The organism is Acaryochloris sp. IP29b_bin.137 (assembly GCF_028285745.1).
Taxonomy (GTDB): domain Bacteria; phylum Cyanobacteriota; class Cyanobacteriia; order Thermosynechococcales; family Thermosynechococcaceae; genus Acaryochloris.
In genome coordinates this window covers 16,884-31,104 of the sequence record NZ_JANQOP010000025.1, presented here as the reverse complement: position 1 = coordinate 31,104, position 14,221 = coordinate 16,884, and the positions used below count along the sequence as shown (strand labels likewise).

The 14,221-nt window shown below is 47.5% G+C and carries 13 protein-coding genes, 1 tRNA gene and 1 pseudogene; 9 read left to right on the top strand and 6 right to left on the bottom strand.

What is annotated here, in order from left to right; translation table 11 throughout:
- Positions 1 to 133: 133 nt before the first annotated feature.
- Positions 134 to 355: pseudogene (tnpA, locus tag Q0991_RS01970) on the top strand (IS200/IS605 family transposase); the annotation flags it as partial.
- On the opposite strand, the gene Q0991_RS01965 reads toward tnpA, so the two are convergent.
- Positions 258 to 515, bottom strand: a complete 258-nt coding sequence (locus Q0991_RS01965; protein ID WP_299484985.1) for a hypothetical protein — start codon at positions 513 to 515, stop codon at positions 258 to 260. The pseudogene tnpA and the gene Q0991_RS01965 overlap by 98 nt on opposite strands.
- A gap of 56 nt (positions 516 to 571) precedes the next feature.
- Entirely contained in the window at positions 572 to 1,699 is a 1,128-nt protein-coding gene (locus Q0991_RS01960; RefSeq protein WP_299484982.1) for a trypsin-like peptidase domain-containing protein, read from the bottom strand.
- Between the two features lie 330 nt (positions 1,700 to 2,029).
- On the opposite strand from Q0991_RS01960, the gene Q0991_RS01955 reads away from it, so the two are divergent.
- The 7 genes from Q0991_RS01955 (at position 2,030) to Q0991_RS01925 (ending at position 9,392) form a co-directional block, all read left to right on the top strand.
- The gene (locus Q0991_RS01955) at positions 2,030 to 3,196 is read left to right on the top strand and encodes a F420-0:Gamma-glutamyl ligase (RefSeq protein WP_366524873.1); all 1,167 of its coding nucleotides are present in this window, start codon (positions 2,030 to 2,032) and stop codon (positions 3,194 to 3,196) included.
- A gap of 231 nt (positions 3,197 to 3,427) precedes the next feature.
- The gene (locus Q0991_RS01950; RefSeq protein ID WP_299484977.1) at positions 3,428 to 4,639 is read left to right on the top strand and encodes a GNAT family N-acetyltransferase; all 1,212 of its coding nucleotides are present in this window, start codon (positions 3,428 to 3,430) and stop codon (positions 4,637 to 4,639) included.
- Positions 4,640 to 4,646: 7 nt separating this feature from the next.
- Entirely contained in the window at positions 4,647 to 5,081 is a 435-nt protein-coding gene (ruvX, locus tag Q0991_RS01945) for a Holliday junction resolvase RuvX (RefSeq protein ID WP_299484975.1), read from the top strand.
- A 130-nt stretch (positions 5,082 to 5,211) separates the two neighbouring features.
- On the top strand, positions 5,212 to 5,766 hold the full coding sequence (locus Q0991_RS01940) for a DUF3727 domain-containing protein (protein WP_299484973.1): 555 nt from the start codon (positions 5,212 to 5,214) through the stop codon (positions 5,764 to 5,766).
- Positions 5,767 to 5,794: 28 nt separating this feature from the next.
- Positions 5,795 to 6,895, top strand: a complete 1,101-nt coding sequence (gene mltG, locus Q0991_RS01935) for an endolytic transglycosylase MltG (RefSeq protein ID WP_366524872.1) — start codon at positions 5,795 to 5,797, stop codon at positions 6,893 to 6,895.
- Positions 6,896 to 6,918: 23 nt separating this feature from the next.
- Entirely contained in the window at positions 6,919 to 7,428 is a 510-nt protein-coding gene (locus tag Q0991_RS01930; protein ID WP_299484969.1) for a YqeG family HAD IIIA-type phosphatase, read from the top strand.
- A 494-nt stretch (positions 7,429 to 7,922) separates the two neighbouring features.
- Entirely contained in the window at positions 7,923 to 9,392 is a 1,470-nt protein-coding gene (locus Q0991_RS01925; protein ID WP_299484967.1) for a Rieske 2Fe-2S domain-containing protein, read from the top strand.
- Positions 9,393 to 9,404: 12 nt separating this feature from the next.
- On the opposite strand, the gene Q0991_RS01920 is transcribed toward Q0991_RS01925, so the two are convergent.
- The 4 genes from Q0991_RS01920 to Q0991_RS01905 form a co-directional block, all read right to left on the bottom strand.
- The gene (locus Q0991_RS01920; RefSeq protein WP_299484965.1) at positions 9,405 to 10,817 is read right to left on the bottom strand and encodes a pentapeptide repeat-containing protein; all 1,413 of its coding nucleotides are present in this window, start codon (positions 10,815 to 10,817) and stop codon (positions 9,405 to 9,407) included.
- A gap of 235 nt (positions 10,818 to 11,052) precedes the next feature.
- Positions 11,053 to 12,057 carry an adenosine kinase gene (locus tag Q0991_RS01915; RefSeq protein WP_299484963.1) on the bottom strand — a complete coding sequence of 335 codons (1,005 nt, stop codon included), beginning with the start codon at positions 12,055 to 12,057 and terminating at the stop codon, positions 11,053 to 11,055.
- A 122-nt stretch (positions 12,058 to 12,179) separates the two neighbouring features.
- Positions 12,180 to 12,252 (bottom strand) — tRNA-Arg (locus tag Q0991_RS01910).
- 98 nt (positions 12,253 to 12,350) lie between these two features.
- Positions 12,351 to 12,986 carry a hypothetical protein gene (locus Q0991_RS01905; protein ID WP_299484961.1) on the bottom strand — a complete coding sequence of 212 codons (636 nt, stop codon included), beginning with the start codon at positions 12,984 to 12,986 and terminating at the stop codon, positions 12,351 to 12,353.
- Between the two features lie 169 nt (positions 12,987 to 13,155).
- Here Q0991_RS01905 and Q0991_RS01900 point away from each other — a divergent pair, with 169 nt between their 5' ends.
- Positions 13,156 to 14,115, top strand: coding sequence for an RsmB/NOP family class I SAM-dependent RNA methyltransferase (locus tag Q0991_RS01900; protein ID WP_299484959.1), 960 nt, complete (start codon positions 13,156 to 13,158; stop codon positions 14,113 to 14,115).
- The last annotated feature ends 106 nt before the right edge of the window (positions 14,116 to 14,221 follow it).

Here is a 14,221-nt window from a genome sequence, read left to right as displayed (position 1 = left end):
CCCTCTTTTGTCACTTCAGATAGATGAAATTTGAAACGACGTAATTGCTTTTGGAGTGAACCCAATCATTAGGCCATGCACTAACGTAATTTCAAGCTTACAGATACTCTCCTATCAAAGTGATAAAAGAGGGATAGAGATTCCTCCCAAGCACTCGGTCTCGTCAGTGATCGGTTTTCTGAAGGGCAAGAGTGCCTCAGCGATAGCCCGCCAGTTTAATGGTAAGCATCGCAACTTTAATGGAGAGAACTTTTGGGCTAGGGGTTATGCGGTATCAACGGTAGGATTTGAGGAGTCAGTTGTTCGTCGCTATATTCGAGAGCAGGAAGGTAGCGATGCAAGTGGTCGGTTCTAGACAGATAAGTTAGATGTAGAACGACCGCCTTTGGGGTGGCCCCACTCATCAAGCCACCTGCTTTGCATGTGGTGTCTGACTCCACTGGTTGATCGCCTAAAATCCCTGCTTCAATTGCCTGGTGATAGCGTTCTACGGTCCATTTGTAGGTTGCAATCATACGCGCCTGCCTCAAGCACCTTGCTACCAGTATGGCATGGGGGAATCTGTAGCCAATTACTCAAGCCGCTCAAAGGGTTTGAGTTTCTGATCCAACAGTTGTTGAATGCGATCTGCTTTATTTTCCAAAGATTCGACTTCCCCCCCTAGGAGCTGTTTTGATTTCAGCTGATCCTGGTTGGCTTGATCGTTATTTCCGATGAGCTTGTGAGCGAGCCCTCGATTGAAATAGGCTTCGGCATAGTTTGGGTTAAGGGCAATGGCTTGGTCGTACTCAGCGATCGCAGCTTGGTATTGCCGCAACTCGAAATAAGCATTGCCCCGACTGTTGTAGGCAACGGCGTTTTGGGGATTGAGGTCGATGGATTGGTTGAGATCTGCAATCGCACCCTGGTAGTTCCCCCGCTGAAATTTATCAGTCCCCTGCACATATAGATCATCCGGGGTTAATTCAGCTCCGCCAATGGCTACTGGTCCTGAAAATCCTAACGAAGGGCTGACCTTGGTCACCGAAGCCATAAAGGTGTTAATCGGAATACCTAAATTAAACCCGGTCTTAACATATACCGTCTCGGTTCGTTTGACTTGTCGCTCCCCATCCGCACGCCCATGAATCCCTATCAGCTGGCCTTGGCTATCTAAGACGGACCCACCACTCATCCCGGGCAAGGTATTGTTGCTATACACCAGTCCATAGCCATCGGCGAGCGGTCGTTTGGCATTCGCAGTTACTTTCCCTTCCGAAAACGTCCAGATAGACTCTGTAATCGCCGTTGTGGGCATCGGAAATCCCGAGACATAGATTGAATCCCCTGCTCGAATCTGAGCTGAATCGCCTAAATTTGCCACTGAGTAGGTTTTTGAGCTGGTAAATTCAACCAGTGCTAAATCGATATTTGGGAATTTTTTAACCTGGCTGTAAGTTAAGGGATATCGCTGACCATCCACTGTGACCACATCATATTCATCGGGCGTGGCAACGACATGAGCCGCAGTCAGCACGGTATAAACATCAGCTTGCTGCTTGATAATCACCCCAGACCCAGCGTTCTGACCCTCAATCCTGACGGTGATAGCTTCTGCGATCGCACTCACTTCGGCTGAACTCAAGGCCTGGGCACCCTGAAATGGCGCGGCAACTATTGCAGTAACCATAATCGGAGCAAGCGGATGGATAAATTTCATGGATGGTGATTCTGGAAAAAATGAAAAACTTATCCTATTCCCTAGCACATTTGTATTGAAGATCACACCTTTTGGTTCTGTATTCACAACAGGATGCTCTTTTCCTCTCAGGCATCAATCAACACCGTGATTTCCCCTCATTGGCTGCAGGTTCCAAATCCACAAGTCCTGAGAATTAAGAATGATCAGGAAGACTTGCGAATAACTGGGAGAAGCGTCTGTCGTATGGCATGATCATCTCGGTCTGATACTTTTTCTTCTGTGAAGTAAAAGTCATCATACAATTGCCAAGTCTTTCAGGCGTCTCAAAGTAAGGATCCAAAACGCGGAATGATCATAGAAAGTATTGGAATTGGAATGGTTGTCGTCCTTCTCTTGGCTTGGGGGCTTTTAGAATGGACGCATCGTCGCCGTCAGGGAAATGCGTTAGAGGCCCTGCCTGGAAATTGGCAGTTTGAGAGCCGTGAACCTCAACATTATCGACTCGTGGGAGAGCAAACTTTTTTCAACCCTACTCGCAAGCTAGAGGTGATGATTCCAGAGCTATCGGTAGATGTCACCCTTTTATCTAAAGGCAGCCTAGATGAAATTCACCATAAAGTAAAAGTTATTCCCAAGCATCCCGATGTTGAACCCCGTGAAGATGGGTATTGGTTTGCATATATTGTCAAATCTCGCTATCAAACCGCTGCGGAAATCATTCTTGATATTACTGGACCTGATTTGAGGGCACTGAAGGCGGCTTGGGTGCAAGTCAACTATATTTCCTATGGGCCTAAAGGTCGCCTCTCGAATACTCACCACGAAGTTATTCCGTTACGGTTCCCTGACCCCACACAAACTCTAAAATGGCGGCCCGTCCAGGGGGGACAAGTTTTACCCATCCCCACTCATTTACTGACGCAATTAGACACCTGTCCAGATATTGTGCGCCGTTATGTGAGCCCCCACGCTCAGTCTGGTGATATTGTCACGATTGGGGAAACACCTGTTGCCATTATGCAGGGACGAACGATTCATCCCAGTACGATTCAGCCTGGATGGGTGGCTAAACGGCTGGTCTATTTCTTTTTACCCACGTCTAGTTTGGCGACTGCTTGTGGAATGCAAACGCTGGTGGATATTGAGGGGCCAGTGCGGGTGTTTTTAGCTTTTGTGGTGGGTGCGATCGCAAAAGTATTTGGCCAGGCAGGTATGTTTTACCGTTTAGCGGGAGAACAGGCCCGCCTGATTGATGATGTCACCGGAACGCTTCCCCCCTTTGATCAGTTTATTGTCCTGGGCCCGGATGACCCCCAAAAAGTCGTCAATCAAATTCAAGCAGAAACAGGATTAGCCGCAGCCATCGTTGATGTGAACGATCTGAAAAGAGTAAAAATCCTCTCTGCCACCAAGGATGCACTATTGCCCCTGATAGAAGAAGCCCTGAGAAGTAATCCTGCTGGAAATGCAGATGAGCAAACGCCGGTTGTCCTGATTCGACCTAATGCTTCCTAATGAGATCGTTTATCACCTAAATTTTCCTTGATAAAACTCGGAAAACTTGTTGTACCTATCCCCTTTTTAGAGAGAGATCCGATACCATAGAGTCAGTTTGACATGCTTAGGTTTGTTTTTTATGGCTCATTGGTTTGACTTGGCTTTGCTGAGCGAATTAGTAGGCTTGTCAGAATTCGTCCACCCACATCAACTCGCAAGACCTTCACTTCTGCAAGGTTAGCAACTTGTATGGCTTCACTAGCGCCAAAGATAGAACCTAGAATTCGTCCCCTTCAGTACCGTGATTTGGAAGCGATCAAGCGATTGTTGGTCGAAGAGCATGACCTTGCCTGTGTGGGCACCTATTATGGTCATGAACAACACTTGGATCAGCTTCATCGTTGGTCAGAACTGTTAAAGCTGCTGCGGTTGTTCCCTCACCAACTTTCCGATCAGCTCAGAACCTATGTTTGGGAGCAAGAACATCAGCTAGCTGGCGTGGTTCAAGTCTCTCCCTTTAATCATTCAAGAAGTACATGGCGATTTGATCAAATCAGTGTGCTGCCTGCCTATGGGCAACAAGAAGTCGGTACTCAACTCCTTCGCTATTGCTTAGAAAATATTTGGGAAGCCCGCACCTGGTTGACAGAAATCGAAGTAAATCAGACGTCCGCCCTTGCTCTCTATCGCCACAATGGTTTTCAACCTTTAGCGCATATCACCTACTGGTCCGTCGCCCCCGAGCAATTAAGCCAGTTGGCGACTCGAGAACCCGTACTACCCAATCTGCTACCGGTGAACAATGCAGATGCCTCTTTGCTTTATCAACTAGATACGGCGTCTATGCCACCGCTGGTTCGGCAGGTGTTCGATCGACATATTCAAGACTTCAAAGCGAACTTGGTAGAAACGCTGCTGTCTGGAATCCAGTTGTGGGGACAAACTCAAGAATTAGTGAGAGCTTATGTGTTTGAGCCCCAGCGCAAGGCCGCAATTGGTTACTTTGAAATCAACCTATGTCGAAATGCCACCCAACCCCACGAAGCTCAGTTGACGGTTCACCCCGCCTACACTTGGCTGTATCCAGAGTTACTGGCCCATATGGCCCAGTTGACACAAGCCTATCCTTCTGCGCCCCTGCGGCTAGATTCGACAGACTATCAGCCCGAACGGGAGGAATATTTACGACAAATCGGTGCTGAGGATCTCGAGCAAACCCTGATGATGTCCCGTTCGGTCTGGCATAAGCTTCGGGAGTCTCGTTCGATTTCATTTGAGGCACTGCAGTTGTCCGATATGCTGCAAGGGTTACAGCCCAACCAAAATCCAGTCCCGGGTCGGATGACCTATTGGTTAACACGAACACCTCCCTTTCCCAAACATCGCAGGGCCAAGCCAGGGGGGGCTCTACGTCACCCTCAAGTGCGGTTACGTCATCGTTCCTGGCCCCAAGAGTTCTGAATCGGATATGCAGCGTATTTCCGCTTTAGGTCTAGATTTAGGACATCGTCGAATTGGGGTTGCAGGGTGTGATGGAACCGGCTTAATTGCCACAGGGATTACCACGATTCAACGAACCTCGTTTGCCCAGGATGTCGAGACCTTACGCCGACTTGTGGAACAACGGCAAGTACAAACCTTGGTCATTGGTCTGCCCTATACGATGGATGGGGAATTGGGGACCCAGGCTCAGCGAACTCAGAAATTAGCCCTTCGCATTGGTAAAGCCTTGAATTTGCCGATTGATTTTGTGGATGAACGATTAACCTCTCACGAAGCTGAATCAATGATGCGGGCTCAACGCGTCAATGCGAGCAAGCATCGAGCATTAATTGATCGCAAAGCTGCAGCTTTGATTCTGCAACGGTGGCTGGATCAAAAACCATGGCTAACCGTACCGTAAGTGATTCGTCTGCTTTGCTTTTCGGATTTTCGGTTAATTTATTCACCGATTCCGTCCATTACCCCCTAAACTTAAGCCTATAGGCTGCACTGGCGTGGTCGCTAATCTGGGGAGTAGAGGTAAAACACACATGGAAATGGATCGTTCCACGGTAACGTTGATGGATGAGGCAGGCCATTCTCTGACTTGCTACGTAGAAGTATCTGTCCCAATTGATCAGGAAGAATATGCACTTTTAAACCCCGTCGATTACCCGGTTGATGTCTTTAGTTGGGTTTTAAATGAAGATGAGGATGAGATTATTCAACCCATTGATGATGATGAATTGGTCAAAATATTTCCAACAGCTCAAGCTGTATTAGCCGAGCAAAATTTAAAGTTAAAGCGGAGTGCTTTATCCTTGACCGTAGAGGGAGATCTGCCAGATATCGACGAAGAGGAAATCTTGATTTTGGAAATGGAGGAAGGAGATTCCCTTACGGAGCAAGAGGAATATCAGCTATTAGCAACGTTTTTTGAAGAGGAACAAGAATATTCGATCTATACTCCAATCGATCCAGTGCTGTTTGTTGTCAGATTGCGCGATAAGATGCAGCCAGAGCTTCTTTCCCCCAAAGAGTTTCAATCCTTACAACCCAAGCTTCAACCTCTATTGGAGGAACGTCTAAAGGAAGATTTAGACTAACTGTTGATTGAATTGACGATGCCTGAATTTGACTGTGAATAGAAAGAAATCCTTGCCTTTACGCAAATTGGCCATTTCTTCGGTCATTGCTTTTGTGACTATTGTTGGTGGTGTTGGAGGAGGAGGCTGGTATTGGTGGAAAAATGCGACTGCTCCCATCCAAGGTGATGCCCCATCCTCTGAAGCGCTGCTTCAGGTTAATATTCCCGACGGAGCGACCGCCAATGAAATTGGACAGATTCTAGCAGAGTCAGGTTTGATTCGTTCCGTAACGGCATGGAAGATTTGGACCCGCTGGAAAGGACTATCAGATTCTTCTGGAGGGTTTCATGCGGGAACATACCAGCTGTCTCCGCAAGCCTCTTTGCCCGATATTGCCCAGACACTTTGGACTGGACAGGTACAGCAAGTGAGCTTCACAGTGCCGGAGGGTTGGTCTCAAAAGCAGATGGCAGCTTATTTTGAAGATCTAGATTGGTTCACGGCTCAGGAATTTCTGGAAGCGACCCAGACCATACCGCGGGATCGCTATCCTTGGTTACCAGAAGAGATTCCTTTCTTAGAGGGCTTTCTCTTTCCTGACACTTATCAGATTTCAGTTGACCAACGCACTCCTGAAGCCGTGATTGGTGTAATGCTAGATCACTTTCAAGGTTCAGCATTACCGGTATATCAGAATCGGAGTGGGTTTGAGGATTTGAGCTTAAACGACTGGGTGACCTTAGCCAGTATTGTGGAAAAAGAGGCTGTGGTTGCAAATGAGCGAGCTAGAATTGCGGGTGTGTTCTGGAATCGTTTGCGAGACAATATTACCCTTGGCTCTGATCCGACCATTGAGTATGGTCTCGGCATTACTCAAACCCCCGATCAACCGCTGACCTATGCTCAAGTGGAGACGCCCTCGCCCTATAACACCTATATCAATGCCGGTTTAACCCCTACGCCGATTGCTAGTCCGGGACTTGCCAGTCTAAAAGCAACCGTTGCTCCAGAAAAAACAGATTTTCTCTATTTCGTGGCTCGATATGATGGAACCCATGTTTTTAGTCGGACGCTCACGGAGCATTTACGAGCCCAGGCAAGAATCCGAGATCAGCAAGATGCGCAGCAAAATTCGACCAATCTGTAGTTTGTCTTTCTAGCGTTTACCTAATGTCACCAGCTTCTTCTTGGGTTTCTCTTTTACAACCAGACTTACTGCTAAATGAGTCTATTCTGCAATTGACGCCTGCTCTATTAGAACAGCATCAAATAAAAGGTTTAGTGCTGGATGTTGATGATACTCTAGTCTCTTCTATGGCGACGGATGTTTCTCCTGAGCTCCTCACTTGGCTTACCGGTATAAAGCTAAAAGCCCGGGTGTGGCTGGTGAGCAACAATATCAAGCGATCCAGAATTGAAAGAATTGCGACAAGTCTAGATCTTCCCTATATTTATGGGGCCAGTAAACCTTCACGCCGGAAATTGCGAAAGGCGGTCTCGGCAATGGGGTTACCCTATGAACAGGTGGCAATGGTGGGTGACCGTCTCTTTACGGATGTACTGGCAGGAAACCGCTTAGGGTTGTTTACAATCCTGGTAGAACCTGTGAGTCAGAGCAGTCTTCTGCGCAAATTTGAGCTTTGGAGCTATCGGACTTTAAAGCAGGGCCTTAAGATCTGACCCTTGTAAGGAGGTGAAACAGTCTTCCAGTGTTTTTAGCAGCATCTATCCTTACGGATAAGGGACCGTCCGATCACCGTAATTCTCGATATGTATTGAGAAAAGTTAAAATATAAAATAAATGTTATAGATGGCTAAAGATAAAGAAATATTTGTCAATATATAAACATAAACTATTGGAGCCAGCTCAATAAAGGCTCTAAAGATAAATCTTAAATAACATCGCAAGAGGCCTGCCCTTCTCGAGGGGTTGGCCTCTTCGCTTGGGAGTTTGGTCGATGACCTGCTGCGATAAGATGGCTTTAGAATGCATAAATGATCTATTTTTGCAATACATAATCCGTGAATGAAACAAAAAAACACAAATACTTGATTTTTTGCTAAATTGCAGTTAAGAGCATTTGGATTGAGTTGCCCCCTGGGTGGGGAATATTTAGGCTCAGAAATGCACTCAGCTTGTTCTTAGACATGAATCCCCTTAACTGAAATTCCCTATGAAATCTGCCCTGCCCTTGGTTGATGCTGAGAAATCTTCTCTGAACCTGTCCGATTTATCGGTTGCTTTGGATCGCAGTGACGAACTGAAGAACTTGCCCGCGGGTGGTGATGACCCAAATCGATTTGATTGGCAGGAAGTTTGGTACCCCATCGCTTATCTTCAAGACCTCGACAAAGATAAATTGTCGACTTTCACGCTTTTGGAAAGGGATTTGGTGATTTGGTGGGATCAGAATGTTGGGACTTGGCGAGTATTTGATGATCAGTGCCCCCACCGGTTAGCGCGGCTTTCTGAGGGCCGAATTGATGAAAATGGTTGGTTAGAATGTCCCTACCACGGCTGGGCTTTTTCTGGCTCTGGCGACTGTGAGCGCATCCCTCAGCAAGTACAGGGACGCTCTGCAGAAACCTCCCCTCGTGCATGTGTCGAATCTTTACCGATTAGTATTCAACAGGGGCTGCTATTTGTATATCCTGGGCAAGCTGAACGTGCTGCCCTCACGCCAGTTCCCATCGTTGACCCCATTGAGGAATCTCCAGACGACTGGATTATTTTGGATGGCTTCCGTGACCTCCCCTATGACGTACTGACGTTACTTGAAAATGTCCTAGATCCCAGCCACTTACCCTATACCCACCACCGTTCTGTAGGCAATCGCGACAATGCTGGCCCTGTAGAGTTAGATGTCCAACAATCAGGAAAGCAGGGATTTGAAGGGATTTGGGAAGAAGGCCCCCGACAAGGCAAGCTCGGTAGACAGACTACTACTTTTGTGGCGCCGGGATTGATGTGGCACGATCTGACCTCGAGTCAGTATGGCCGAACATTGACTGTTGTCTATGCCACCCCAATTCGCAAAGGGGAATGCCGAATTTTCGCCCGGTTTCCTTTTCAATTTGCTTCCAAGTTTCCGGCATGGATGATAAGTCACACCCCAAGGTGGCTTTCTCATCTAGGACAGAATGCCATTTTGGAAGATGATCAAATTTTTTTGCATTTTCAAGAGCGTTATCTGGAGCGGACACGGGAAGATAAGTCTATTGCTCAAGCCTTTTACTTGCCGACCCGGGCCGATCGGTTTGTGTTGGCGCTGCATCAATGGCAAGAACAGTTTCATGCCAATCCATTTCCGGGACAATCCCTCCCGCCTGCCCAAAGCCGAGATCAGTTATTGGATAGATACCATTCCCATACGGTCAACTGTTCCAGTTGTTCACAGGCCTTAAAGAATGTGAAGCGCTTGCGGACATTAATGGTGGCCCTTACCTTAGTTGCCTGGACTGTGACCCCGCTATTGGCGTTTGGATTTGGCTTCTTCTCGATTAAATTGTCCGTTGCCGCCACGCTCCTTATCTTTACCGCTGCGGTCACTTGGCTGAGCTTGGGACAACTGGAAAAAAGATTTCTAAAAGGTCGTTCGGTCCCACCTCGTAATCGACCAGACAAAAAGGGAGATAAAAGGTAGTAGCCTTGATGTCTACCACAGCAGGTGGACACCTACGCCAACGGTCGGCTCGTCTTGGTCCCGGACTCTCAGCTGGTTCCAAGGAGAAGTTCCAACCCGATTGCTGGCATACAAGTCAAAAATAAGTTGCTTACTACCGGGCGTAAACCCAAATAGGGTAGAAGAATCATACCTTAACCCCACATTCCAGGGAATAGCATCTTCTAGAGTGTTACCGATAAAGGTGTTACCCCTACCGGCAAAATTGGCTCCTACTTCAGCAATAATGTTCAAATGGTCAACAACTTCATAGGAAGCCCCAAAATTAAAGCCCCCTACGGCAATATCTCTATCTTGGACATAGCTAAACGTCGGCGTCAGCCAAAGGTTTAACTTATCGGATGCGTTGTAGTGTATGGGAAGCGAAAAGCTGTAGATTAGGTTGTTGCCAACATCGCCATTGACTCCCTGGAAGAGGGTGGGAACGGCTTTGGTCAGTCCCCTTTGACGGAATTCATTGCGGTTATTGGTGGCATAGTTGATAAACGTTTCTCCCGTTAGGGCGATATTGACCGCAGCGCTGATGGTTAATGGTTTTCCTTTGGCTTGATCTAAGAACCGATATTTTAGGCCAAAGCCTTGCTCTGACTCATCCACGAAGCCAAAGGAGTAATCCAAATAGCCCAGGGCTTCTAAGTTGCCAAGTATACCATAGCGAACGGTGCTGTGAAGTCCTTGAGGCCCCCCTTTTAGACTGACTAACAGTCGACCCTTGGGAACGGTACCGCCATCAATAATGCCAATCCCATCTGTGGTTAGTACATTGGCGGTTGGATTGGGCTCGTCTGCTCCTCCAATATTTTGATCAGGGGCTGTATCTGCTAGTTGAGTGGGAATGGGCTGAGGCTGTGACGCGGGGATTGATGGTGCTGAGCGAGTGGCAACAGTTGTTGGCGGTTGATATCCCTGCTTAGGAGGGTTTAATACGCGGCCAAAGTTAGGGGGGGGTTGAGTGGGAGCCGCTGACGCAACAGGGCTGATTGGAGGGGTAGCGTATTCCGCGGGTGGATTATAGGCACTTACATAGGAAGACTCGACGGCATAAGGGGCCTGTGCGGCAGCCGAAATTTGAACATTAGCTCCCGCGAGATTGGTATTGTTCAGACGGGCACCGATTAAATTGACTTGGTCAAGGTTGGCGTTGGTTAAGTTGGCATTGGTTAAGTCTGCACCACTTAAGTTGGCCCCTGAGAGATTAGCCCCTGAGAGATTGGCCCCTGAGAGATTAGCCCCTGTTAAGTTGGCATTGGTGAGAATAGCATGGCTGAGATTGACATCGGTGAGGTCTAATCCAGACAGATCTGAGTTGGAAAGGGTACAGGCTTGGCAAAATCCCTCGTTTAGTAAGAATTGCACTGAGTCTAGGGCTTGGACTGGCTTTGCCATGGTTCCTAGCGTTAATGGAATGAGAGATAAACTCCCCCATCTCAATAAACGTCTCATCCTATTGACCCCCCGTCATGTATGAGTTAAAACGCAGTATTTAGAAGTATTGACCAACTGGTGCTCGAATTTACTATTCTATCTGGATTTTTTAAGCTGAAAAAGTTTGTCAGGAAAATATTTTGCGGTGTTCAGTTACATATGCCCCAGTTGGCTGAGGGGCTGGATTAGGACTCAGTTAGTGCTTCGGTGTGAGTATTTCATTTAACAGACTACGGGTTACATCAGTGGGCATCCGAGGACCGAGGCTGGCGACGAGTCTGGCTGCAGCAACCGATCCGAGATGGCCTGCTTCTGCATAACCCATACCGTTGGTGATGCCGTAGAGCACCGCGCCGGCATACATGTCTCCGGCACCCACTGTGTCTACGGCTTTAACTGGGGTGGGGGCAATTTCTAATATTTGTTGACCATCATAAATCAATGAGCCCCGGGGCCCCCGGGTGATGGCAAAGCAGGTTGCCAAAGTTTTGAGATATTCGATGGCTGTAGAAATATCGTTTGTCTCAGCCATTTTCAGCGCTTCACTTTCATTGGCAAAAATTAAATCTAAGCCGGGGCCAATCATCTCTAGCAACCCCTCCTTAAAGAAGTTGACCATGTTGAAATCAGAAAGGGTTAGGGAGACTTTTTTGTCTGCCGTTTTTGCTAGGTCACGGGCTTTTATGGCGGCGGCTTTGGCTTGAGGAGAGGTAACGAGATACCCTTCGATATAGGTGTAGGTGGAGGATGCGATCGCATCTGGCAACAGCTCGCTTTCTGAGAAACGACCTGAAATGCCCAAAAAGGTATTCATCGTCCGATCAGCATCTGGCGTCACGAAAACGAGACATTTCCCCGTAACACCTGGTTCAGGTTGATGCTGCTGCAAATTGGTTGCTACACCACAGCGAATTAAATCATCTAGATAAAATTGCCCTGGCTCATCGTTGGCAACTTTGCAGGAGTAACAAGCTCTACCACCAAATTGACTGACCGCAATCATCGTATTAGCAGCCGAGCCACCGCATCCACGTTTCAGGGGATGACCGTCTAAGCGTTCAATAATTCGGTGTTGATCGGCCTCTTCCAATAGGGTCATTACCCCTTTATCAACCCCAAGCTCCTCCAATACTTCCGTTGAAACTTCGCATTCAATATCTACTAGGGCATTGCCCAGGCCATAAACGTCGTAAGTGGTCATCTATTCCCCTATCCTTAATTCCCCGCAATTTGGTCAGCGGATCATGAACACTGTAAAGCATTAGTAGGGAATAAATCACCCGGCTGGTTTAATTACGAGGAAAAAATTGGACTCATTAATAACGCGCTCGGCAGGACTCGAACCTGCGACCAATTGCTTAGAAGGCAACTGCTCTATCCGCTGAGCTACGAGCGCTTGTGACTTTAACTAGACTATTCTAACTATCAGACTTTGTCGATGTTATCTTGCCTCAATTTGCTCCACTTTCCAGAGCGGCTGAGAGATAGCAGGCGTCAAGATCCAGTTTTAACCCATAGAGCCATTCCACCTCCCCTGCCCCGAGCCGCTAAGATTTGTCCGTGGATCAGAAAATAGACAAAAAAAGCTTGGGTGCGAACGTGACCCTCCCAGAAGGTTCGTTCACTGGTTTGCCCTCCGCGAATAAACCCCTTGTAGAGGATTTTGCCAAAGGCTTTGAATTCCACTTTCGTAAAATCAAAGGCCACAATATTTTTCTTTGCCCAACATCGAGCGGGTCCCGTTAAGGCCAGACTCAGACCACCCCAATGCACTTGATTGGAAATTTGACCGACCGTATCTGATGTCTGGGGACCAAATTCTGTAGGGGTTTCAGGGGAATAGACAATCTGCATGGTTACCCAGAGTGGGATATAGAACCCATTGCCGATTATGTGATTTTTATGTTGATGCGGTTTTTGGGTCCCAGTCACAAAACACAGCCGCCATGTGCCAGTCAATTGCTTAAAGGTGAGTAAAGAATGGGAGGGAGCCTTTTTTTCACGGTTGAGCAGTTGCTCCAGTAATTCTTTTGGTGGAAGTTTTTGAGCTGAGCCGGAAAGATAGGCTTGCGCTGCATTGGCAAACGCTTGATCCTTCTCAATCGGCTGTATCTTTGATTCGGATGTCATAACAACAGGTCTAAATGGGATGTGATCGCACTGGTAAATCAGCAAATAGGAAAATGATTGAGCCAGACTGCCATAATCAAGAACGCTCAGCTTTCAATCAAGCGATTGTCCAAAAGGTATTGTAAACAAAGCTCCTTACACTCTATTCTCCTCCAGTTAAGGTTTTATCGTGTCGAAGTTGTTGGAAAAATTTAGTCGAAAGCTGTGGTCAAATCCCCAACAACAACAGGAATTTATCAGCGCTCTGACCGATCCTCAGCCCTTGCATCCTTGTATTTTGTGGTTAAAGAAGGGAGCAAGCCTCTCTCCCTTTGCACCGCTTTCTCCGCTGCCATGGCAGCTTCCCTTTATCGACCGGTTGGGCCTCAACGAACGTCCGGGTAAGCATCCATTACATCAGCAAGGTGCCTACTATTGCCTGGATTTCTCATCGGTATTTGCGGCATCGGTCCTTACCAATATTGATCATGAGCCGAAGATAGTGATAGATCTTTGTGCTGCACCGGGGGGGAAAAGTATTCTGGCTTGGAAAATTCTTCAGCCCAACTTGTTACTGAGCAATGAGGTAATTGGTAAGCGAGTTGGCTTGCTGATTGATAATCTGCGACGTTGTCGAATTCACCCGGTTAAGGTTTTCAGCGCTGACACAAAGGTTCTGGCAGATAACGTTCCCTTATGGGCAGACGTGGTGTTAGTGGACGCACCTTGTACGGGGCAATCTTTGTTAGCCAAAGGGGGAAAAGCCCCGGGTTGTTTTCATCCTGTTTCCATTAAGCACAATGTTAAACGGCAAAAAAGAATCTTAGGGAATGCTGCACAACTCGTCGCGCCAGGAGGATATCTCGTCTATATGACCTGTGCCTTTTCTAAAGCGGAAAATGAAAGTGTTTGCGCTTGGTTGACTCGCCGATTTCCTCAATTTGTTCCTCAAGCCGTTCCACTGCTTAAAGACTTTCAGTCTCACTTGACGGATATGCCCTGCTATCGCATGTGGCCTCAGTCTAGGTTAGGTGCAGGGGCTTTCACGGCGATCTTTCAGAGCGGTCAAGACAGATTAAGTCGTCATCCTGACCCAGGGGCATGGTTAGAACAGGGATGTCGTTGGGACTCGGAAAGGGATTTAAGGTAGGAAATGCCTGAATTTACGCTTTATCCCTGCTGGTTAGGGTTCATTTCGCGTATGGGGGTAAATTAAGGCGAAAAAAGGTTTGATCGAAAGGATGGCTTATTTTTTT